Genomic DNA, 22,389 nt, shown 5'->3' on the forward strand with positions numbered 1-22,389 from the left:
GGCGTGAACCCAACGGGTTCACGCCCCTTCGACGCATTTACGTATCGGCGTGCGATGCTCGAGATGCCTGTGCCGGGACAACCTCTCTAGAGCGGCATACACACCGGTGGGAAAACCCCGGCGTATCTTAGTACGCGCCCTCCTTCGCAAAGACCGCACGAACGGTGCGCAGGAGAATGATGAAGTCGCCGGTCAGCGACCAGTTCTCAACGTAGTAGAGGTCCAGGCGAACCGACTCTTCCCAAGAGAGATCGCTACGACCCGACACCTGCCACAGACCCGTAATACCGGGCTTCACCAGCAGGCGACGGTACGCAATGTCCTCGTACTGCTCGACCTCTTCCACCAGCGGCGGGCGGGGGCCCACCAGCGACATATCGCCGATGAACACGTTCCACAGCTGGGGCAGCTCGTCAATCGAGTACTTGCGGATGAACTTACCAATAGGGGTAATACGCGGGTCATCCTTCATCTTGAAGAGCACGCCGTTACCCTCGTTCTGCTCCATGAGGCGCTTCTTGACCTCTTCCGCATCGGTGCGCATGGAACGGAACTTCACCATCTTGAACAGCTCACCGTTCAGACCCACACGACTCTGCAGGAAGAAGACAGGGCCACCATCACGCTTAACCAGCAGAGCAACCACCAGGAACAGCGGGGACAGCAGAATCAAACCCAGACCCGAAGCGATGACGTCCACGGAGCGCTTGAAGAAGGCCGACAAGCCGGTGATGCGCGGGGTCGACACGTGCACCAGCGGCAGACCGTTCAGCGGCTGCATGTGCATACGGGGGCCGGCGATATCGGTCGTAGCGGGAGCCATAATCAGTGAGATGTGGGCGTCCGCGAGCTTCCAACCCAGCAGGCGAACCTGATCCGGGCTCAAGTGGTGACCATTCGTAACAGCAACCATGTGAATATCGTTCTCGCGGATAGCATCCATAATGTCAGCCGGAGAAGTGCTGTAACCGAGCACCGGAATCGGTGCACCAGCAACAGTGGTACCCGGGGTGAAACCGGGCAGATAGAACGCAGCGGGGGACAGGCCGGAAGCGATCACGCCCTCCAGGTTCTTGTACAGGTGCTGACCGGTCGTCACATCAGAAATAATCATGACGCGAGTGAGCGCACGACCGCGGGTACGCGAACGCACCAGACCCTGACGAATCAGCCAACGCTCGATGAGCAGGAGGAGAAGGCCCAGCGGGTAAGCAATCAGCAAGTACATGCGGGTGACGTCAACCTTGAGGAAGAACGCCAGAATAATAAGCCCGCAGAAGAAGTAGGTAGTACCGCGAGTGATGAGGCGGTACTCCTCGGTGCCGAAGCCCATGATGCGCAGGCTACGAGAGCCATTGAGCTGGAGGATAACCCACCAGCCGATAATCATGCCGACGCCCAGGAAAATGTAATCCAGAGCGGGCACTCGGCCGTCCAGAACGTTAATGGGCCAGACATTCACGTAGGGCAGGTCTGCGTTTTCTAGGCCGAAGCGAATAAGGTGGGCAGCGAGAACCCCCAGGGTGATGGATGCAAAATCACCCAGGTAGAGGGCACGCTGAACCTTCGGGTGCCAGCTTCGTTTAACAACGAAGTCTGCACCCCACATTTTTTTGAGACGATCTTGTACTTTCAACGGTGTAATCTTCCCCGGAAATTTGTCCTGTGCTGCGGACAGAGAGCGGCGAATAGGCACATTTACCCCTAAATATCGGTGCAAGGAGCCGTATTCTTATCTTTGTCTGTTGAATGAGTGAACAGTAACCGTGCTGAGTAAACAATGGCAGGGATTACGGTAAAGGCGCTGGTGAGGCGCCTAATGGAGCGTTATATCGAGCCAGAAGCACAATAACGTGTTCCGTAAACTATTCTACGGGTTTATGGGTCTTCCGTCCCGAAGAACGATAGCGATATCTGTCGCCTATAGTGATGAAATCAATCACAGAGGGTGAAATATGTATAAGCTTTCTCGACTAGGAGATAACTAAATGATGGGCGCTATATTTGGCACCCGCGTGTATCTTTCCGGGAGGGATTCTCAGAACAGCGTAAAAGCCCGTCCGCGGTAGGTCGAGTACGAGGAACAGCGACAACAAACGATACCCCGGACCTTGCGAGGCGGGAACCTGCGAATCCGGGGTATCGAGTTACACACGGCAACCCAACCAGCGGGGTAAACCATGACGAAAACGGCGAGAACCTACTAGGGGCGCTCGAGGCCCGCGCGGTCCAGGATGAAATCAATCATCGGCTCGTAACGGCGCGGCGGGACGTTATCGTCCATCGGCACGCACACCGGCAGATCCCCCTGCTCCGCGGCCACGAACAGGCCCGGATCGTTACAATCGGCGATACCAATCGTCAGCAGCTTGCGAGTCGACGAGGCGTAGCCGGCCATGCCGTGATCGGAAACCACCAGGTCGGGGACCACGCCGCGGGCCTGCAGCTGATCCAGGGCGATGCGCATCGGGCCGGGGAAGTGCGTGTGCTGCAGATTGCCGTACTGCTCGAACATCACGACGTCCATAATCTGGCGGACATCGCCGTCCAGGAAACGCTCGCCCTCTTCAATCTGAAGGACCTCGGCACCCGCGGCACGGGCTGCCGCGGCCAGCACCGCATAAATTGGGAAGAGGCCCGCCGGGTGACCGGTCGCAAACAGGATACGGGAGCCGGAGCGCACCGCATCACCGAAGATACGGGCGTACTCCTCCAGGGCGCTGATGCACTGCTCCGCACCGATCGTGTCCTGGCCGTGTGTGTGGGAGCGGTCGGGGTTCAGACCGGCGCGGCGAACCATCACCTCAAACACAGAGTCGTAGTCCCAATCGCGGGTCCACTGCACGCCAAACTCGAGGTGCTCGTTGCCGTCAAGGAAACCCTGAATATGGTCTAGGTTGTTTTCGCGGGGGGTTGCCACCTCGCCGGTAATGCGGGCGGAGTCCAGGTAAGCGGCGAATTCATCGCGGCTCATGGAGAAGGACATGAAAGCTCCTTTGGGGAATTGGTGGAAGTAGAAAAGTCGAGGGTGATGTAAGCTTCGCGAAGCGGCTATGTTTCAGCGGGCCGAGGCACCGGCACAGCGGTCTCGTAGACGTCCAGAGTCTTGCGGGCCGTGGATTCCCAGCTCATCGAACGGGCGCGGGCCGCCGCGTTCGCCCCCAGGGAGTGGCGCAGGTACGGGGCGCGCACGAGGCGTTCGATAGCCACCGCCCAGCGTTCGGCGGTGCGGGGCGCCACAAGCAGACCCGTACGGTGGTTTTCCACGGCAAAACGCAGGCCGTCAACGTCGGAGGCGAGGACCGCCGCACCGCAGGCCTGCGCCTCCAGAGCGACCAGGCCAAAGGTCTCAGACGAGGAAGGGCAGGCCACGATGTCGGCACTGCGGAAGATGCGGGCGAGCTCCTCCGGCGGTACCGGATCCTTCAGTCGAACCTGATCGGCGAGGCCGAGCTCGGCGGCGCGCTCCAGCAGACGCTGCTCGTAGTCCGACTCGGAACGGCCAATAATATCGAGCTCCCCCTGGAGGTCCCGGGGGAGCAGGGCGAGCGCCTCCACGAGCAGGTGCGGCCCCTTCAACGGCTGGGGTCGGCCGGCAAACACGATGCGGCACCGGGTCTCGGAGGTGTCGTGATCGGGGTGAACGCCGGGGAGCGGGCGGAAGATGTCGGTATCAACTCCCGGGGTGATAATGCTGATTCGCCCGGAGAGGCTGGGGTGGCTTTGCGCCAGTTCCTCGGCCTCCAGCGGGGTGTTCACAATGTACCCGTCCACGAAGGCCGGTAGCCGGTTCTCGATGCTGTGGCGAATACGCGGTTCGGCGGGCTCGCCCGGGCCGCGCCGCGCATCCTTGGCGGCCGCGGTGGTGTGCGGGGTGAAGAAAATTGTGACGGCCCTGGCCGAGAGGCGATGCTCGCCGGAACCATCGGAGCTACCGGAGTCGTCGGCTCCGTTGGGAACCCGCCCGGGAAAGAGCCTGCGGCTCCACGCGCCCTCTGCCTGCACCGCAGCCCAGCCGGAGAGCCAATAGTGCGCGTGAATCACATCGGGAACATTCATGGCCTGGGTGACGCAGGATTGGGCGAAGTCCTCCAGGTATTCGGCAAGGTCATTCTTTGTCGCTTCGCGCGCCGCGGGAACGTCAATGTAGTGACGTACCAGGCGCGAACCCCACTCGGGGTCCTCGACATGCGCCCGTTCGGGAGCCTGCGGGGTGCGGTTCAGCGTAAAAACCTCGACCTTCAGCTGAGGATTGATGGTGAGCATGGCCCGCACGGACTGCGCGATGTAGACGTTCATGCCGCCCGCATCCCCGCTACCGGGCTGTGCAAAGGGGTCGGTGTGCATAGAGTACACGTGAACCGTTCGGACTGCCTCGGGGCTACTCATCGACGCTTTCCTCTCTATAGCACAGCGCAAAGACCTACCCGCCTAGTGTATCGCGACAGGACTTTCGCACGTCGGGAGGTCTAGAATTTAGTACAGACTAGCCGCCTCACGGCGGCCCACGAAAGAACCCACCACGAGAAAGACCTCGACGGACATGACCCACCCCTCCGAGCAACAGGCCGCACCGCTGTACTGCCCGCCCTGCACCCCCGAGCGTGAGGAACGCACCGCGTACATTGACCTCGACGCCATCGAGCACAACGTGCGCCGCCTCAAGGAGCTGATTGGCCCCCGCGTGCTCATCGCCATCGTCAAGGCGGACGCCTACGGCCACGGTGCCTACCCGGTGGCTCGTTCCGCTCTGGCCGCCGGCGCCGACATGCTCGGTCTCGTGCACGTCAACGAGGCCCTGGAGCTGCGTGCCGACGGTATCGAAGCCCCCCTCATCGCCTGGCTGCACACCCCCTCCACCGACTTTGACGCGGCCCTGTGCGAGGGCGTTCGCCTGGGCGTCTCCGGCTGGGACCTGGAGGCGGTTGCCGCCGCCGCCGAACGCACCGGCGAGCGCGCCATCGTGCATCTGGCGGCCGATACCGGCCTGGGCCGCAACGGCGCCACGGTCGAAGAGTGGCCGGCCCTCGTGGCCCGCGCCGCCCAGCTGGAACGCGAGGGCCTGGTCCGCGTGGAGGGAATCTTCAGCCACCTGGCCGTGGCCGACGAACCCCTCCGCTCCGAAACCGCGGAGCAGCTGAAGGTTCTGGAGGGCTTCGTCGCCCGGGCGAAGGATGCGGGTTTGACCCCCGAGCTCGTGCACCTGGCTAACTCTCCCGCAACCCTGACCGCCGCCCTGGACGGCTGGCAGGCCGATGAGAGCCTGCTCGACGACGGCGTGCGCTGCGGCCTGGCCCTCTACGGCCTCTCTCCGCTTCCCGAGGCGACCTCCGCGGACCTGGGGCTTGAACCGGCCATGACGGTGAGCAGCTACATCGCCAACGTGAAGGAAGTTCCCGCAGGTCAGGGCGTTTCCTACGGGCTGCGCTACCACACCGAGAAGCCCACGACCCTGGCTCTGGTGCCCCTCGGCTACGCCGACGGCGTGCCCCGCATCGCGGAGAACGCGCCGGTGCGCATCTACCCCGGCGCACAGGACGAAGCGGCCGGGCGTATCCCCGCGGGACCGGAGGGTAAGAACTACCGAGTGGTGGGTCGCATCGCCATGGACCAGATGGTTGTCGACCTGGGCGAGGCGGGCCTGAGCGACCCCGCGCTGGGCTACCTGGGAGCCCCGGTGGTTCTCTTCGGAGCCGGCGAGAACCCTCCCGTCGAGGAATGGGCCGAGACCGCGCAGACCATTAACTACGAAATCGTGACCCGCATTTCGTACCGCGTGCCCCGCGTGTACGTGGGCGGCTCCTGGGTGGAGGCCGAACTCGACGGGCTCTGGGGCACCGAGACCGCCGAGACCGCAAACGAAGAGCGCGAGGGGTAAAGATGTCTGAGTATGTCTCCGCCGCCCTCGACCTGGACGTGACCGGGCCCGAGCACACGCGCCGCCTGGCGCTCGCCCTGGCGGAATACCTCAAGGCCGGGGACGTGCTCCTACTCTCCGGTGAGCTCGGCGCGGGCAAGACCACGTTCACCCGCTCCCTGGGGGAGGGGCTGGGCGTGCGCGAGGGCGTTATCTCCCCGACCTTCGTGCTCTCCCGCGTGCACCCGAACCTGCCGGAGGGCCCCCGGCCCGGCGGCCCCGACCTGGTGCACGTGGACGCCTACCGCCTCTCCAGCGCCGAGGAGCTCGACGACCTGGACCTGGAGTTCTCCCTGCCGCGCTCGGTGACCGTCATCGAGTGGGGTCGCGGCAAGGCCGAGCACCTGAGCGATTCCCGCCTAGAGCTGGACTTTACCCGCCTGACCGGTGCCGATGCGCGCTTCGCCTACTCGGAGGAATTCAGCTGGGACGACGAAGATGAGAGCGTAGCCGAGGACGGCTCGGATGGTGAGGACCTCGAGGCGGATGTGCCCGAGCCTCGCCTGTTGCGCGTGCGCGCCTTCGGCCCCCGCTGGGAGGGTACCTTCGAGGAGCTCGCCGACCGACTCCGCGGGGCGTAGCCCCCCCGCACAGATATGGCGGGCGGCCCGCTGAGGGATAAGCCTCCCGGAGTCCCTCGGGCACCGCGTATCGCTCCCGGCGCACCCGCCGGGGGCCTCGGCGGGTGCGCGTTAGAATGGGAGGGTGCTAGTACTTGCCCTTGATTCATCCGCCACCGCATCCGTGGCGCTCGCCCGCGTGCACGGCTCCGAAGCCGGTGCTTCCTTTGATATTCTGGCCCGCTTCGAGAGCGAAGATACCCGCTCCCACGCCGAAGTCATGGCCCCCTTCGCCCACGCCGCCCTGCAGGAGGCCGGCGTGCGCGGCGAGGAGCTGGACGCGATCCTGACCGGTACCGGCCCGGGCCCCTTCACCGGCCTGCGCGCCGGTATTGTCACCGCGCGCGCCCTGGGATTTGCTTGGTCCGTGCCCGTGTACGGCATGATGAGTCTGACCGCTCTGGCCGAGCGTGCCTATCAAGAACGGGTATTCGCTCAGGGCGGGGGAGCCGGCGAGGCGGAAGGCGCTGAGCTGCTGGTCGCCTCCGATGCGCGCCGCCGCGAGGTCTACTCCGCACGCTACCGCGTCAACGCCGAGGGCTACAGCCTGGTGGACGGGCCGACCGTGAGCCCCGCCTCCGAAATTCTGCCCGGTGAGGGCCCCTCCTACGCCTACGGCTACGGTGCCGGCCTGTACGCCGAAACCCTGCGCGAATTGGGCTGGGATCTTGTGGAAGCGGGGGAGGGAATCCACCCCCACGCCGAGTACCTGCTGGCTGCCGCGGCACGACGGGGCCTTGACGCCCTGAGCCCCGACACCTCAGCCCTGTACCTGCGTGACTCCGATGCGAAGATCCCCGCCGCGATGCTGGCCCGCCAGCAGAAGCAGGCCGCACGGGCTACCGCACAAACTGTCGGGCAGAGGGAGGGCTAAATGAGCGCAGCCGAGAACTCCACTGAGAACTCCGAAAACATCGTGCGGGACGGTCTGGCCATAGGTGCTCGCCTGCGCGTGGCTGAGCTGCCCGATGTGCAGGCCATGCATGCCATGGAGACCACCCTATTCCCCGTCGACGCCTGGCACATCGACATGTTCCTGGCGGAAATCACCCACCCGACCCGCACGTACTACCTGCTGGAGATCCCTACGAAGAACGCGGCGGGCGATGACCCGGATGCCGTTACCGAACGGTACTTCACCGATGGGGAAGATACCTGGCTCGCTATCGGCTATTGCGGCACCATGGTGGTCGCCGATACCGCTGACGTGCAGACCATCGGTGTGCTTCCCGAGTACGAGGGGCACGGCTTCGGCCGGGCCATGCTCGAGCAGATGCACGCGAGAGCCCGCGAGCTGGGGGCCGAGCGCATCCTGCTGGAGGTGCGTGCCGACAACCCGCGCGCCCAGCGCCTCTACGAACGCAACGGCTACCGTGCGATTCACGTGCGCCGCCGCTACTACGATGACGGGACCGACGCCATTATCATGGAATGTGCGTTCTAGATAGCACGGTATTCCCCCTCATTCCTCAGCCATTTTCTTCACCACAGCATTACTACGCGCGGCCGACGTGAGGCCGCGCGACAGAAAGACGAACTATGAGCACTCGCGAACCCCTCGTGTTGGGCATTGAATCCTCCTGCGACGAGACCGGAATCGGCATTGTGCGCGGCGCGCAGCTGCTGAGCAACACCATTTCCTCCTCGATGGAGGAGCACGTGCGCTTCGGCGGCGTGATTCCTGAGATCGCCTCTCGCGCCCACCTGGATGCGATGATTCCCGCCCTCAAGGCGGCACTCGCCGAAGCGGACATCTCCCTCGATCAGGTGGACGCTATCGCCGTCACCGCGGGCCCCGGCCTGGCTGGCGCACTCATGGTGGGTGTTTCCGCGGCAAAGGCGCTCGCCATCGCCACCGGCAAGCCCCTCTACGGCATTAACCACCTGGTAGCGCACGTTGGCGTTGGCCTGCTCGAGGACAACGGCACCGAGGACGGCTCCGACCTGCTGGCCAACGCCGGCTCGGGCGGCCTGGGCGCGCTTCTGGTTTCTGGCGGTCATACCGAAATCCTGCAGGTGCGAGATATTACCTCCGATGTGCGTCTGCTCGGTGCAACCCTCGACGATGCCGCGGGTGAAGCCTACGATAAGGTCGCCCGCCTGCTCGGCCTCAACTACCCGGGCGGTCCCGCCATCGACCGCGCGGCAGCCGAGGGCAACCGCAACGCCTTCGTGTTCCCGCGCGGACTGTCGAACCGCAAGTTTATGGGCACCGCCGAGAACCCCGGTGAACACCGCTACGACTTCTCCTTCTCTGGCTTGAAGACCGCCGTGGCGCGCGTGATTGAGAGCTTCGAAGCCGCCGGTGAAGAGGTCCCGGTTGCTGATATCGCCGCCTCCTTCCAAGAAGCGGTCGTGGACGTCATCACCAAGAAGGCGATGCTCGCCTGCCGCGAGCAGGGCATGAAGACCCTGCTACTCGGCGGTGGCGTGGCGGCAAACTCGCGTCTGCGCGAGCTGCTGGCCGCCCGATGCGCCTCCGAGGGTGTGCGCCTAATCATTCCGAAGTTCACCCTGTGCACCGACAACGGCGCGATGGTTGCCGCCCTGGGCGCCCGCCTGGTCGCCGCGGGCCGCGAGCCCTCGGGCGTGGACTTCACGACGGACTCCTCGCTGCCGGTGACCACCGTCTGCTTCTAAACTGCCTGCTTCTAAAAAAGCTCGTAGAAATGCCTCGGCACAGTCTCCCAAAGGACTGCGCCGAGGCATTTTCTGTATTCAAACTTTAGCTGGGGGCGGCTCTAACGCAGCGCTCGCGCACGAGACTGCGCGGCAACATCCAGCGCCACCTCACGCAGAGAGCCGGTCTTCTCAAAGACCGCACGCTGACGATCCGCACCCGTACCCTCGGCGAGGATGCGGCGTACCTGCGCCAGCTCCACCTCGCAGTCAAGGTCACGTGCCACCGGCTCCAGCTTGGGCAGAAGCAGCTCAAAGTCCTCGCGCAGGGTGCGCTGCACCGGCTCGTTAGAGACCACAATCTTAGCCTCCAGGCCGTAGCGGGCAACGCGCCACTTATTCTCCTGCGCGTGCCAGGGGGCGAGCACCTCAATGCCCTCACCCGCCTCAATGCGGCGGGAGAAGTACTCCACCAGGCACTGGGTGAACGCCACAACCGCGGCAACATCCGGCAGGGAGGCCAGGCCGTCGCAATAGCGCATCTCGATGGTGCCGTAGCGCGGAACCGGGCGCACATCCCAGCGGTCCTCACTCGGGTCGTTAATCACGTCGGTCGCCACGAGTGAATCCAGGTACTCGTTGTACTGCTCCCAGGTGTCGAAGTGGAAGGGCAGGCCGTTGGTCGGCAGCTGCTGGTAGAGCTGGGTGCGGTGCGAGGCGTAACCGGTGTCGATGCCCTCCCAGTATGGGGAGGAGCAGGAGAGCGCCAGTAGGTGCGGCCCGTAGTTGGTGAGCGCGTCAACGAGCGGCAGAACCTTATCGCGAGAATCCACACCCACGTGCACGTGCACGCCGTAGATGACCATGTGGCGGCCCCAATACTGGGCGCGCTCCACGACGCGCCGATAGCGTTCTTTGGCCACGACGGGCTGCTCGGACCAGCGGGAGAACGGGTGCGTGCCCGCCGGGTAGAACTCGATACCCAGCCCGTCGGTAATCTCGCGAATGGTGTCGGTCAACTCCTGCAGCTGGCGGCAGGCCTGCGCCACGGTCGTGCAGACGCCGGTGATGACCTCGATGGTGTTCTCCAGGAATTCCCCGGTCACGTGTGCCCGGTCGGGGGCGGGCTCCAGCAGTTCGGGGCGGCGCTCGCGCAGGATGCCGAGCACCTCTGCGGCGCGCTGGGTCAGTTCGCCGCTTTCACGGTCGATGAGTGCAATCTCCCATTCCACGCCGAGGGTGGACTGAGGGGAGGAAGCAAAGTCGATCATAGGACCTTTCCTGCGTCTGGAAATAGTGTCGTACACAGTGCCGACTACGGAAGTTTGCTATCGGTGAGATCTGCCCGGCAGGGGACTAGCTGGTGAGAGCCTACTCCGCGGGGGAGTACCTCTACTGGGCAGCATGTCTTTATCAGGCCCCGTATCTTTATTAGGCACCGTATCTAGTGTACGGTCTGGCGGTGCTCAACGCCCTGTCGAGCGCAGAATCCGGAACCGGTACCGTAACGAATCGTCACGAACGGTAACCGAGTACGGTACTGGGCAGTCGGGGTTGGACGAGGCTAGAGCGGACGCACGTGCCAGCCGACTCGGCGGGAATCTCTGCCCGCGCCGATGCGTGTGAAGACCAGCGTTGCCGGGCGGTACGAGGACTCCTGCGCGCCACCAGAAGAATTAGCGTTCTTTTTCTGTTTCTTCTTGGCGGGCTTAGAGCCCGCCGAACCCAGTAGACGCGCACGCAACTGCTCGGGAACAATATCCACGCCGCGCTTCTTGATCGTCAGCGCGGTAAAACCCTGCTCGCGCACCCATCGCTTCAACTGCTTCTCCTGCAGGGGAATCTCCTCCAGTACCTCGTAGCAGGTGACCAGCGGATGCTCCACCGGCTCGGTTGAGCATAGATAGGCCAGGTGCTCGTCCAGTAGCTGCGCGCCAATACTCTGCGCAAACTCCGCGACCAGGTGCGAGCGTACAATCGCGGGGGCGGGCTCCAGCAGGTACTCACCCGGCTGCGGCAGGGATACCGGAACCTCCACGCTCCGCTCGGCCTCGGCTACCGTGAGGGCGCTGCGGAAGCTCACCGCCTCGTAGGGTGGCAGCAGGTCGGCAACCTTGCCGGCCGCCTCGGTCGCGGGCGATGCCGTGTCGGCCGACAGTTCGCGCACCGAGGTCGCGGTGCGGGCCACGCCCTCCTGGGCCAGCGCATTAAACCAGAGGACGAGCTCGGCGAGGGAGCCCTCCGACTGAATCCACTCCGCTTCAACGCGCGGGGCGGGGTTCGCCTCCGAGGCGATGTCCTCGGGGGAGGGGATACCCTCGTGCGGAAAACCGGGCCCCAGCTTCACACCCATCGGCATGCCGGTGCGCGCCAGGCCCAGCACGAACGAGAACGGGGGCGAAAACGCCTCCGGGTCGAAGAGGCGTTCCGTCTGCGCCTTCTTGGCCCCGCGCAGCTCACGGCGGGCCGGGTCCAACCACAGAATGGCGGGGGAGGCGCCCGCGCCATCGGTGAGGGGAGCCTCCGAGCCCGCACCGCTGGCGGGGTCGTAGGCGGTGACATCGCCCGAGTACACACGTGCCCGCGGGCAGAACGCCAGGTTTGCCGCGGCGAACGAGGCGGTCAGCGGATCGAGCTCCACCGCCACGACGGAACCGCGAGCCGCGGCGTAGACGGCGGTATCCGAGCCGATACCGCACCCCAGATCGGCCACGAGTCCCGGAACCCGCGCGAGGCGGTCGGCGCGGTAGTGCGCAATCACCGGGCGGGTGGCCTGCTCGGAGGCCTCCTGTGTGAGCATGAGGGTTCGGGCGCGCTCGCCGAACTTGGTGCGCGCACGGGTACGGGCCTGCGCCAGCGAAATAATCTGTGCAGACTCCTCGGGGCTGAACCCGCGTGAACGCAGGGAGGTGATGGCGCCGAGGATGTCGGAGCCCAGCGGATAGAGCTCATCGGCTGCCGCGAGCGCGTTGTCGCTGAGGGGCAGCGGCAGAGCGGGAGAAAAACCGAACGGGTATTCTTCTGCAGGAAGAGCTTCGTGGGATGCGTTAGGGCTGTGGGGCATGTCCCCATTTTACGGGCCTTCGCCCGGGGAAGTACGCCCCCTGCCGGAGCCCGCCCGCCGGGCCGCCCCAGACCCGGTGCCGACCCCTGTTCGCCTTGCGGTGAAACGCTCCGGCGGAGGGCGGGTTTTCTTGACCGAAAGCACCGGTGAAACTAGAGTTGAGGTAGCACTCGAGGCGGCCTTCTGGCGCATCACCGCGCCGCCGTCTCGCACCAAACGTTAATCCACAATCCGGAGGAACCGATTATGGCCATCAAGCCGCTGGAAGACCGCGTCGTTATCAAGATCGAACAGGCTGAGCAGACCACCGCATCCGGTCTGGTCATCCCCGAGACTGCGAAGGAAAAGCCGCAGGAAGCACGCGTTGTCGCCGTTGGCCCCGGCCGCGTGGATGAGAAGGGCAATCGCATTCCCGTAGACATCAAGGAAGGCGACGTTGTCGTGTTCTCCCGCTACGGTGGCACCGAGGTCAAGTACCAGGGCGAGGAGTACCTGATTCTCTCCGCACGCGACGTTCTGGCAATCGTCGACTAATACTTTCAGATGCTCATGCGCCGTACCGCTCATCCGGTACGGCGCATGAGCTATCATCTGCCCCCTCATTTTCTTTCTGTGACGCACTAGGAGTAGCGAACACATGGCTAAGCAGCTTGAATTCAACGATGCCGCCCGCAAGTCCCTGCAGGCCGGCGTCGATAAGCTGGCAAATGCGGTCAAGGTAACCCTTGGCCCGCGCGGGCGCAATGTTGTGCTCGACAAGCAGTGGGGTGCGCCCGTCATCACCAACGACGGCGTGTCCATTGCCCGCGAGATTGAACTGGACGACCCGTACGAGAACCTGGGTGCCCAGCTGGCGAAGGAAGTCGCCACCAAGACCAATGACGTTGCCGGCGACGGCACCACCACCGCAACCGTGCTCGCGCAGGCGCTGGTGAACGAGGGCCTGCGCAACGTGACCAGCGGTGCTGCTCCCGCCGACGTCAAGCGCGGCATCGAGGCGGCCGTGGAGGCTGTCTCCGCACGCCTGCTCGAGAACGCACGTCCCGTGCAGGGCCCCGAGGTGGCGCACGTCGCCGCTATCTCCGCACAGTCCGAGCAGATTGGTGAGCTGCTGGCTCGCGCCTTCGAGAAGGTCGGCCAGGACGGCGTCATCACCATCGAGGACGGCTCCTCCACCGAGATTGAGCTGGAGATCACCGAAGGTATGCAGTTCGACAAGGGCTACCTCTCGCCCTCCTTCGTCACCGACGCTGAGCGCGGCGAGGCTGTCCTGGAGAACACCCTCGTGCTGCTCTACCAGGGCAAGATTTCCACCATCGCAGAGATCATGCCCGTGCTCGAGAAGATTGTTCAGGCGAAGAAGCCGCTGACCATCATCGCTGAAGACGTTGATGGTGAGGCACTCTCCGCCCTGGTCGTGAACAAGCTGCGCGGCACCATCAACGTGGTTGCTCTGAAGGCCCCCGGTTTCGGCGACCGCCGCAAGGCCATCATGCAGGACCTCGCGATCCTGACCGGTGGTACCGTCGTGACCGGCGAGCTCGGCATTGACCTGCCGCAGGTCACCCTGGAGCACCTGGGCTCGGCACGCCGCGTGACCGTGACCAAGTCCCACACCACCATCGTGGACGGCGGCGGCGACCCCGAGGCCATCGAGGACCGCGTGCAGCAGCTGCGCCGCGAAATCGAGCGCGTGGACTCCGAATGGGATCGCGAGAAGCTCAAGGAACGCCTGGCTAAGCTGGCCGGCGGCGTGGGCGTCATCAAGGTCGGCGCCGCAACCGAGGTCGAGGCGAAGGAACGCAAGCACCGCATCGAGGACGCTGTGTCCTCCACCCGTGCAGCCCTGGAAGAGGGCATCGTCTCCGGTGGCGGTTCCGCGCTGGTCCACGCTCTGAAGGCGCTGGACGGCCTGGAGCTGGATAACCACGACGCAAACGTGGGCGTGCAGATCGTTCGCCGCGCCCTGGTCCAGCCGCTGCGCTGGATTGCGGAGAACGCCGGCGAGGACGGCTACGTCATCGTCTCCAAGGTCTCCGAACTGCCCGTGGGCCACGGCTTCAACGCCAAGACCGGCGAGTACGTGGACCTCATCGAAGCCGGTGTGATTGACCCGGTGAAGGTGACCCGTTCGGCCCTGCAGAACGCGTCCTCCATCGCGGCTCTGGTGCTGACCACCGAGACCCTGGTGGTTGAGAAGCCCGAAGAAACTGAAGAAGACTAAAAAGTGTGTGTGCCCGGTACTGCCCCCTGAACTGGAGGCGGTACCGGGCACTAGCTATCCCCTCAACGCCGCAGCATCGGTGTCTTCGCGTGCAAGAACCCGGTGCCCGCCGCCATTCTTCGGGCGGCTCGGTATCTTCCGAGCGAAGAAACCCTAAGCGGCTTATCATAGAAGGTAGACTGTCCGTTTCCGCACCCTCCCCGGAGCATCCGGCGGACGCGCCCGCTCAGAACCCGCGTGGGCCTCCGCCTGGTACTCGCGCCGGGGGAGTGGGGTACATATCGCGACACCGTATAAAGCGCTTCCCCACGGCAAAATCGCACCGGCGAAGCACACCATCCGAAAGGTAGACAATGACCATCCCCACCGCTCTGTCCGAGGATCCCTTCGGCTTCACCGGCCTGACCTACGACGATGTGCTGCTGTTGCCCGGCAACACCGACGTCATTCCTTCCGAGGCTGACACCTCCACTCGCCTGTCCAAGCGCATTAACCTGAACATCCCCATCATTTCTGCGGCAATGGACACCGTGACCGATTCCGCTATGGCCATCGCCATGGCGCGCCTGGGTGGTCTCGGCGTGATTCACCGTAACCTTTCCATCGAGGACCAGGCCGCACACGTGGACCGCGTGAAGCGTTCCGAATCCGGCATGATTATCAACCCCGTGACCATCGGTGCGGACGCCACCATCGCCGAGTACGACGAAGTGTGCGGTTACTACCGCGTCTCCGGCCTGCCCGTCGTGAGCGAAGAGGGCGTGTTGGAAGGCATCATCACCAACCGCGATATCCGCTACATGTCCCGCGGCGACTTCGAGAACATCCGCGTTCGCGACATCATGACCCCCATGCCACTGGTGACCGCCCGCCCCGGCGTTTCCAAGGACGAGGCTTTCGCCCTGCTCTCCCACAACAAGATTGAGCGTCTGCCCCTCGTGGACGAGGCAGGCAAGCTGGCCGGTCTGATCACCCTCAAGGACTTCGTGAAGACCGAACAGTACCCCCGCGCCACCAAGGACGAGGACGGCCGCCTGCGCGCGGGTGCCGCTATCGGCTTCTTCGGTGACGGCTACGAGCGCGCCATGACCCTGGTCGAGGCCGGCGTGGACGCCCTCTTCGTGGATACCGCAAACGGCCACTCCCAGGGCGTGCTGGACATGATTGCCCGCCTGAAGAAGGACCCCGCCGCCGCACACGTGGACGTCATCGGTGGCCAGGCCGCAACCCGCCAGGGTGCTCAGGCCATCATCGACGCCGGCGCCGACGCCGTGAAGGTTGGCGTGGGCCCGGGTTCCATCTGCACCACCCGCATCATTGCGGGCGTGGGCGTGCCCCAGGTGACCGCGGTCAACGAGGCCGCTAAGGCAGCTATCCCCGCCGGTGTTCCCGTGATTGCCGACGGCGGTATGCAGTACTCCGGTGAGATTGGCAAGGCCCTGGTGGCCGGCGCTGACTCCGTGATGCTCGGCTCCCTGCTGGCCGGCACCACCGAATCCCCCGGCGACCTGATTCTCGTGAACGGCAAGCAGTTCAAGGCGTACCGCGGCATGGGTTCGCTGGGCGCTATGCAGACCCGCGGCCGCCACAAGTCCTTCTCGAAGGACCGTTACTTCCAGGCCGACGTCTCCAGCGAGGAGAAGCTGATTCCCGAGGGTATCGAGGGTCAGGTTCCCTTCCGCGGCCCGCTCTCCGCCGTGATTCACCAGCTTGAAGGTGGCCTGCGCCAGACCATGTTCTACGTCGGTTCGCGCACCATCGAAGAGCTCAAGAACAAGGGACAGTTCGTGCGCATCACCCCCGCGGGCCTGAAGGAATCGCACCCGCACGACATCACGATGACCGTTGAGGCACCGAACTACCGTCGCTAAGACGCATCACCAACGATGATTCGCCGCACGGCGTGCACACCGTGCGCCGTTGAGCCCGTCCCGTACCCTCCCGGGTGCCGGGGCGGGCATCGGTGCGAATAACGCCCGGCGGCACCCCTCAAACCGAATTCGAAAGGATTCACCTATGTCTGAAATTCAGATTGGCCTCTCCAAGAGCGCCCGCCCTACCTACTCCCTGGACGATGTGGCGCTGGTACCCACCCGCCGTACCCGCGATCGCCGCGATGTCGACACCTCCTGGCAGATTGACGCCTTCAAGTTCGACACCCCGATTATTGGTGCGCCCATGGACTCGGTCATGTCCCCGGCGACCGCTATTGCCCTGGGCAAGCTGGGCGGTCTGGGTGTGCTGAACCTCGAGGGCCTGTGGACCCGTTACGAGGACCCGCAGCCGCTGCTCGACGAGATTGTTGAGCTGCCCGAGGCGGACCCCGCCTCCGCAACCACCCGCATGCAGCAGATTTACTCCGAGCCGATCAAGCCGGAGCTGATTACCGCACGCCTGGAAGAGATTCGCGACTCCGGCGTGGTGGTTGCCGGTTCGCTGAGCCCGCAGAATACTCAGGAGCACTACGAGACCGTGGTGAAGGCCGGCGTTGAGCTGTTCGTTATCCGCGGTGCATCCGTCTCTGCCGAGCACCTTTCGACCTCGCACGAGCCGCTGAACCTGAAGAAGTTCATCTACGAGCTGGATGTTCCCGTCATCGTTGGTGGCGTGGCCGGTTATTCGCAGGCTAAGCACCTGATGCGCACCGGTGCCGCCGGTGTGCTGGTGGGCTTCGGAGGCGGTTCCGCTCAGACCACCCGCCAGGGCCTGGGTATTTCCGCACCGATGGCAACCGCCATCGCCGACGTGGCGGCGGCACGTTCGGACTACCTGGACGAGTCCGGCGGCCGCTACGTGCACGTGATTGCTGACGGCTCCCTGGGCCGCTCCGGCGATATGGTGAAGGCGCTCGCGCTGGGTGCTGACGCCGTGATGCTGGGCGCTCCGCTGGCTCGCGCCTCCGAGGCACCCGGCCAGGGCCTGTACTGGGGCAACGAGGCGCACTCGCTGGACTTCCCGCGCGGCGTGCGCACCCCGCTGGGCGTCGTCGGCACGCTGGAGGAGGTCCTGTACGGTCCTTCGCACCACGTGAACGGCACCAGCAACATTGTCGGTGCGCTCAAGCGCGCGATGGCTAACTGCGGCTACCTGGAGCTGAAGAAGTTCCAGAAGGCCGAGCTGACCGTGGTTCCTTCCTACCGCGGCTAATGTAGCGTCATGAATCACCGCTCGGCGGCTACGGGGCTATCCCCGCGGTCGCCGGGCGGTGCCTTCTATCTGCAGCGTAAAAAGAACGGTCGTAGGCGGAATAGTCCCCGCGCCACGGGCGTTCAAGCTCACACCGCGATAGCGTAAAATAGATATATCCCCGCGCAAGTGCGCGGATTAGCACCAACACGTTGAGGTAATTTTCGTGACCAACTCTGTGAACCTGGACCAGCTCGAAGAGCGTCCCGTCCTGGTGGTAGATTACGGTGCACAGTACGCGCAGCTCATTGCTCGACGCGTGCGTGAAGCCGGCATCTACTCCGAAATCGTCCCCCACTCCATGAGCACCGAGAAGATGCTCGCCAAGAACCCGGCAGCCATCGTGCTCTCCGGCGGCCCCTCCTCGGTTTACGCCGACGGCGCCCCCAAGGGCGACAAGGCCCTTTTCGAAGCTGGCGTGCCGATCTTCGGTATCTGCTACGGCTTCCAGGTCATGGCCCAGACCCTCGGCGGTACCGTGGCCCAGACCGGCCTGCGCGAATACGGCGCAACCGACGCCGTCGTCTGCGCTGAGAACTCCTCCTTCCTCACCGGCACCCCCACCACCCAGAACGTGTGGATGTCTCACGGCGATTCCGTGACCGAGGCCCCCGAAGGCTTCGAGGTTCTGGCTAAGACCCCCGGCGCATCCGTGGCAGCATTCGTGGACGAGTCCCGCAAGCTCGGCGGTGTGCAGTGGCACCCCGAGGTGAAGCACTCCGACTACGGCCAGGTCGCCCTGGAGAACTTCCTCTACAACGTGGCTGGCCTGAAGCCCACCTGGTCCACCAACAACATCATCGAGGAGCAGGTCGCTAAGATTCGCGAGCAGGTCGGTAGCGACCGCGTTATCTGTGCGCTCTCCGGCGGCGTTGACTCCTCCGTGGCGGCAGCGCTTGTGCACAAGGCTGTTGGCGACCAGCTCACCTGCTTCTTCATCGACCACGGTCTGCTCCGTGAGGGCGAGCGTGAACAGGTCGAGCAGGACTACGCAGCATCCATGGGCATCAAGGTCATCACCATCGACGAGTCGGAGCGTTTCCTCTCCGCACTCGAGGGTGTTACCGAGCCCGAGGCGAAGCGTAAGGCTATCGGCCGCGAGTTCATCCGCTCCTTCGAGGAGGCACAGCGCAAGCTGATTGCAGAGGCCGGCGAAGAGGGCGCAGACATCAAGTTCCTGGTCCAGGGCACCCTGTACCCGGACGTTGTCGAGTCCGGCGGCGGCGACGGCACCGCAAACATCAAGAGCCACCACAACGTGGGCGGCCTCCCCGACGACCTGACCTTCGAACTGGTTGAGCCGCTGCGCACCCTGTTCAAGGACGAGGTCCGCGCCATCGGTCGTGAGCTCGGCGTTCCCGAGAAGATTGTGGCACGTCAGCCGTTCCCCGGCCCCGGCCTGGGTATCCGCATCGTCGGCGAGGTTAACCGCGAGAACCTGGAAACCCTGCGTGCCGCTGACGCCATTGTGCGTGAAGAGCTGACCGCGGCTGGCCAGGACGAGCACATCTGGCAGTGCCCCGTGGTTCTGCTGGCTGGCGTTCGCTCCGTGGGCGTTCAGGGCGACGGCCGTACCTACGGTCACCCGATTGTTCTGCGCCCGGTCTCGTCTGAGGACGCGATGACCGCTGACTGGTCGCGCCTGCCCTACGACCTGCTGGCTAAGATCTCGAACCGCATTACGAACGAGGTCAAGGACGTTAACCGAGTGGTGCTGGACGTTACCTCCAAGCCCCCGGGAACCATTGAGTGGGAGTAATCCCTGCGTGGGAGTAATCCCCGTGGGAGAGTGAGTCTTCTCCCGTGAAGAAGCCGCCCGGTGCATCCTGCTGTGGATGCGCCGGGCGGCTTCTTCGTATCTTCCTAACGATATATAGCGGGTCTGAAGATGGAGGGGTTGTCGTAGTACCAGATGCAAAATATAATGTAGCTACGTAGTTACATGCTTTATATTTTCTATGTCATGAGTAGAAGGGGGAAATCATGACCGTTATGACTAGCCGCGAGTTCAACCAGAATCTCGCCAAAGCCCAAAAACAGGCACAACACTCACCCGTAATTATTACAAAGCGTGGTGAACCTACGTATGTCCTCATGACCTACGAAGAATACTCACGCAACCAGAATGAGGGAACCTCTCTCTATGACTTCTTCGCTAACTACCCTCAACCTGCTGAGGATGTAGATCTGCCTGAAGATTTTCCTGTGCCTGAACGCTCTAAGCATCAGCGCCCCGTCGTAGAGTTCTAGGGGTAACGATGTATCTGCTAGATACCAATATCATTTCTGAGCTGTGGAAACTCTCTCGAGGTAAAGCTGACCCCGTCTTTGAATCTTGGTTTCGTATTTACTCAGACAAGCCGCTCTATATTAGCGTCGTGACCTTGATGGAGCTGGAGCGTGGAGTGCTCGCCATGGAGCGTAAGGATCCGGCACAAGGTGCATATCTGCGTGAATGGTTTTTGGCAGTCCGAGAGAAATTTCAGAAACGGACTCTTGTTATCGACGGAGCTGTAGCTGATTGTTGTGCAGGGCTTCATGTACCAGACAAAGCTCCTGAAAATGACGCCTGGATTGCTGCAACCGCTTTGACCCATGGTCTTACTCTCGTAACACGTAACGTAAAAGATTTCGAGCGGCTGAATGTTCGGCTCCTGAACCCCTTTGAGTGTGTAACCTAAGATGGCTGAGAGTCCGTGAAGAAGCCGCCCGGTGCATCCTGCTGTGGATGCGCCGGGCGGCTTTAGCTATGGGGCAGAGAAATATTAATGCGAAACGGATATTTTCTTCGAAATTAAAGAAAACCGCTTATTTTTTAAACTGCGAGTCTAAATAAAAGAAATACACTCCGGAAAATTCCGCAAAACTAAGCGGGACAGAAATATTTAATACGGCCGATTCGGGTGGCGAATCGAACTACGCCAATGTGCGCTCGAGCCCAGGCCAAAATGCAGACCAAAGAAGGCCCCAAAACACAGGAACCCAAAAGCGCAGGCCATGTACACGCCGTAGGTCAGCACCAGGAAATCGGAGTCGTGTTCCAGGCCGGAGAGTACCAGGTGAGTCAGGTTTACGCCCAAAACGGCGAGCCATGCGACGCTTGCCACCGCAATCAACCAGGACAGTAGGCTCAGTACCGGGTGCGGGACCCTAAACGTGCGTTCCTCGACCCGAGCTTCTGAACGGGTAGAGGCTACGGAGGCAACCGCCGGAACGCTCGTAGCGGCGGACGCGGAACGCCACGGGATACGCACCCCGGCGTGGGGGTGAGCGGCGCGGCGCGGGGTTTTCTGACGCGCTACCTTGGGGGAGGGGACACCCCCGGAGTCGGAAGGGCTGGAGAGGTAAGGCTGCTGCATTGCGTGCTCCCGGCGAGATCTTGAAGGGAACTAATCCTGCTGAGTTCGCTTCGTGAGGGTATGGACGGCAGACGAGTTCATACGGTAGGAAATGCAATCTCTGCGTATTTCTAGAGTAAATTTGATGTATAAAAAATACGAGGGTTTCGGCAAATATGATGCAATATGACGCGAAAATTTCGAAATGGCATCCCGTGAAATGCTCAACCTTAATCTGAATGTATAGGCGGGCGATATTAGACAGGCTCACATTCCCGAGAATATTCCTCGCCGGCCCGTCCTCGGTGCCCGAACGTGAGACCATGGAAAAGGCGGCCTAGCGCAACGGCGCGGTGCGCATCCAAAATAAGGGCCAACGCGGTGACCGAAGGAGCGTCTTGTGGGAATCATCCTGCCCCTCATCTACCTGGTTGCAGGGCTGACGCTGGCCCTCACCCTGCCCGAGCACCGGGGCAGACAGCTCAAGGAATGGGCCTCGGCCCTGCTGACCCGCTGGATTATTCCCGCCGTCATCATCTACACGGTTGCCACCAGCCGCCCCGAGCTGTTCTTTGTTGCCGCGTCCACCATGGTTATGATGCTCCTCGGTGTGCTCGGTGCCGGGCGGATTACCCGAGATCCCGTGCAGAAGCTCGCCTTCGTGTACCTAAACGCCGGGCTCTTCGGCATCCCCGTGGTCGCGGGCATCTGGGGCGATGAGGCCGTGCGCGTCTACATCGGCGCGTATATCGGCAACTCCATCATGGGCGATATTCTGGGTACCTCGCTGCTACGGGGCGACTCGAGGGCCGAATCTGGTGAAGGTTCCCCACCCCGTACGGCCACCGCCCCGAGCCGCGGCGCAACCATCCGCAGGGTACTGCGAGGGCTGCGCACGAGCCCACCCGTTATCGCCGTGGTAATCGGCCTGCTCTGCCTGCCCGCAGGGCACTTCCTGAGTGTTCACGGAGCCGGGTTCTACCGGGTGCTGACCTGGGTCTTCAGCTTTATCGGAATGATCGTTCTGGGCATGTGGCTCGGGGCCGCCAAGCTGCACCGCGCAGACCTGACCCGGGCCGCCGGATGGGGGGTGCTCCGCACCGCGCTCGTGAGCGTCTACAGCCTCGGCGTGCTGGCGCTCGCCCGTTGGGCGCACGACGCGGCGGGCGTACACTTCGACCAGCTACTGGCCTACCCGCAGGTGCTCTTCATCCTGGGAGTCCTGCCGCCTGCCGCCAATATCGTGATCCTTGAGACCCACTACCGGCACGAGGGCACCGCAGCCCCCGTCATCGCCGCAGGGGCGGTCGTCAGCGTCGGTCTTATCGCGCTGGCGGTGCCGATTCTTCAGCTTGCGTTCTCCGGTTAGCCGGAGCCGAAACGAGCACACAACGAGCGGGTACAGCAAAAGGAGGGCGGGG

Annotated in this window: 19 protein-coding genes; 13 read left to right on the plus strand and 6 right to left on the minus strand. The window is 63.4% G+C overall.

All coding sequences use genetic code 11. The annotated features are described in order from the left end of the window. Positions 1 to 127: 127 nt before the first annotated feature. The 3 genes from HMPREF2630_RS05030 to HMPREF2630_RS05040 form a co-directional block, all read right to left on the minus strand. Positions 128 to 1,609: a sugar transferase gene (locus HMPREF2630_RS05030; protein WP_070483665.1), complete on the minus strand. Its 1,482-nt coding sequence runs from the start codon at positions 1,607 to 1,609 to the stop codon at positions 128 to 130. 594 nt (positions 1,610 to 2,203) lie between these two features. Next, positions 2,204 to 2,986 (minus strand): phosphatase, encoded by a 783-nt coding sequence (locus HMPREF2630_RS05035; protein ID WP_049331959.1) that lies wholly within the window; start codon positions 2,984 to 2,986, stop codon positions 2,204 to 2,206. A 65-nt stretch (positions 2,987 to 3,051) separates the two neighbouring features. Next, on the minus strand, positions 3,052 to 4,389 hold the full coding sequence (locus HMPREF2630_RS05040; RefSeq protein WP_070483667.1) for a glycosyltransferase: 1,338 nt from the start codon (positions 4,387 to 4,389) through the stop codon (positions 3,052 to 3,054). 154 nt (positions 4,390 to 4,543) lie between these two features. On the opposite strand from HMPREF2630_RS05040, the gene alr reads away from it, so the two are divergent. The 5 genes from alr to tsaD all read left to right on the plus strand — a co-directional run bounded on the left by alr (position 4,544) and on the right by tsaD (position 9,177). Further along, positions 4,544 to 5,878 carry an alanine racemase gene (gene alr / locus HMPREF2630_RS05045; protein WP_070483669.1) on the plus strand — a complete coding sequence of 445 codons (1,335 nt, stop codon included), beginning with the start codon at positions 4,544 to 4,546 and terminating at the stop codon, positions 5,876 to 5,878. Between the two features lie 2 nt (positions 5,879 to 5,880). Beyond that, positions 5,881 to 6,498 carry a tRNA (adenosine(37)-N6)-threonylcarbamoyltransferase complex ATPase subunit type 1 TsaE gene (tsaE, locus tag HMPREF2630_RS05050; protein WP_070483671.1) on the plus strand — a complete coding sequence of 206 codons (618 nt, stop codon included), beginning with the start codon at positions 5,881 to 5,883 and terminating at the stop codon, positions 6,496 to 6,498. Positions 6,499 to 6,622: 124 nt separating this feature from the next. Then, positions 6,623 to 7,411, plus strand: coding sequence for a tRNA (adenosine(37)-N6)-threonylcarbamoyltransferase complex dimerization subunit type 1 TsaB (tsaB, locus tag HMPREF2630_RS05055; RefSeq protein ID WP_070483673.1), 789 nt, complete (start codon positions 6,623 to 6,625; stop codon positions 7,409 to 7,411). After that, the gene (rimI, locus tag HMPREF2630_RS05060) at positions 7,412 to 7,981 is read left to right on the plus strand and encodes a ribosomal protein S18-alanine N-acetyltransferase (protein WP_070483675.1); all 570 of its coding nucleotides are present in this window, start codon (positions 7,412 to 7,414) and stop codon (positions 7,979 to 7,981) included. It begins immediately after the preceding gene. Positions 7,982 to 8,076: 95 nt separating this feature from the next. Continuing rightward, positions 8,077 to 9,177: a tRNA (adenosine(37)-N6)-threonylcarbamoyltransferase complex transferase subunit TsaD gene (gene tsaD, locus HMPREF2630_RS05065; protein WP_070483677.1), complete on the plus strand. Its 1,101-nt coding sequence runs from the start codon at positions 8,077 to 8,079 to the stop codon at positions 9,175 to 9,177. Positions 9,178 to 9,278: 101 nt separating this feature from the next. Here tsaD and HMPREF2630_RS05070 read toward each other — a convergent pair whose 3' ends face one another. Beyond that, complete coding sequence (locus tag HMPREF2630_RS05070) at positions 9,279 to 10,427, minus strand: glutamate--cysteine ligase (protein ID WP_070483678.1); 1,149 nt, start codon at positions 10,425 to 10,427, stop codon at positions 9,279 to 9,281. Between the two features lie 293 nt (positions 10,428 to 10,720). Beyond that, positions 10,721 to 12,220: a THUMP-like domain-containing protein gene (locus HMPREF2630_RS05075; RefSeq protein WP_070483681.1), complete on the minus strand. Its 1,500-nt coding sequence runs from the start codon at positions 12,218 to 12,220 to the stop codon at positions 10,721 to 10,723. Between the two features lie 246 nt (positions 12,221 to 12,466). On the opposite strand from HMPREF2630_RS05075, the gene groES reads away from it, so the two are divergent. The 7 genes from groES (at position 12,467) to HMPREF2630_RS08930 (ending at position 20,311) form a co-directional block, all read left to right on the plus strand. Then, positions 12,467 to 12,754: a co-chaperone GroES gene (groES, locus tag HMPREF2630_RS05080; RefSeq protein ID WP_005505066.1), complete on the plus strand. Its 288-nt coding sequence runs from the start codon at positions 12,467 to 12,469 to the stop codon at positions 12,752 to 12,754. A gap of 103 nt (positions 12,755 to 12,857) precedes the next feature. Next, on the plus strand, positions 12,858 to 14,444 hold the full coding sequence (gene groL / locus HMPREF2630_RS05085) for a chaperonin GroEL (RefSeq protein WP_070483683.1): 1,587 nt from the start codon (positions 12,858 to 12,860) through the stop codon (positions 14,442 to 14,444). A 353-nt stretch (positions 14,445 to 14,797) separates the two neighbouring features. Next, positions 14,798 to 16,315: an IMP dehydrogenase gene (gene guaB / locus HMPREF2630_RS05090; RefSeq protein ID WP_049331981.1), complete on the plus strand. Its 1,518-nt coding sequence runs from the start codon at positions 14,798 to 14,800 to the stop codon at positions 16,313 to 16,315. 145 nt (positions 16,316 to 16,460) lie between these two features. Continuing rightward, complete coding sequence (locus HMPREF2630_RS05095) at positions 16,461 to 17,591, plus strand: GuaB3 family IMP dehydrogenase-related protein (protein WP_049345709.1); 1,131 nt, start codon at positions 16,461 to 16,463, stop codon at positions 17,589 to 17,591. Between the two features lie 205 nt (positions 17,592 to 17,796). Then, positions 17,797 to 19,389 carry a glutamine-hydrolyzing GMP synthase gene (gene guaA / locus HMPREF2630_RS05100; protein WP_049331985.1) on the plus strand — a complete coding sequence of 531 codons (1,593 nt, stop codon included), beginning with the start codon at positions 17,797 to 17,799 and terminating at the stop codon, positions 19,387 to 19,389. Between the two features lie 224 nt (positions 19,390 to 19,613). Beyond that, the gene (locus tag HMPREF2630_RS05105; protein ID WP_049346330.1) at positions 19,614 to 19,880 is read left to right on the plus strand and encodes a type II toxin-antitoxin system Phd/YefM family antitoxin; all 267 of its coding nucleotides are present in this window, start codon (positions 19,614 to 19,616) and stop codon (positions 19,878 to 19,880) included. 8 nt (positions 19,881 to 19,888) lie between these two features. Further along, a complete protein-coding gene (locus tag HMPREF2630_RS08930) occupies positions 19,889 to 20,311 on the plus strand; it encodes a type II toxin-antitoxin system VapC family toxin (RefSeq protein ID WP_083298888.1) in 423 nt (140 codons plus the stop codon). A 204-nt stretch (positions 20,312 to 20,515) separates the two neighbouring features. On the opposite strand, the gene HMPREF2630_RS09105 is transcribed toward HMPREF2630_RS08930, so the two are convergent. Then, a complete protein-coding gene (locus tag HMPREF2630_RS09105; RefSeq protein WP_143131596.1) occupies positions 20,516 to 20,989 on the minus strand; it encodes a hypothetical protein in 474 nt (157 codons plus the stop codon). 379 nt (positions 20,990 to 21,368) lie between these two features. On the opposite strand from HMPREF2630_RS09105, the gene HMPREF2630_RS05115 reads away from it, so the two are divergent. Continuing rightward, complete coding sequence (locus HMPREF2630_RS05115) at positions 21,369 to 22,337, plus strand: AEC family transporter (protein ID WP_070483687.1); 969 nt, start codon at positions 21,369 to 21,371, stop codon at positions 22,335 to 22,337. Positions 22,338 to 22,389: the final 52 nt, after the last annotated feature.

Origin of the sequence: Rothia sp. HMSC072B03, assembly GCF_001809565.1 — a bacterium.
GTDB classification, from domain to species: Bacteria; Actinomycetota; Actinomycetes; order Actinomycetales; family Micrococcaceae; genus Rothia; species Rothia mucilaginosa_A.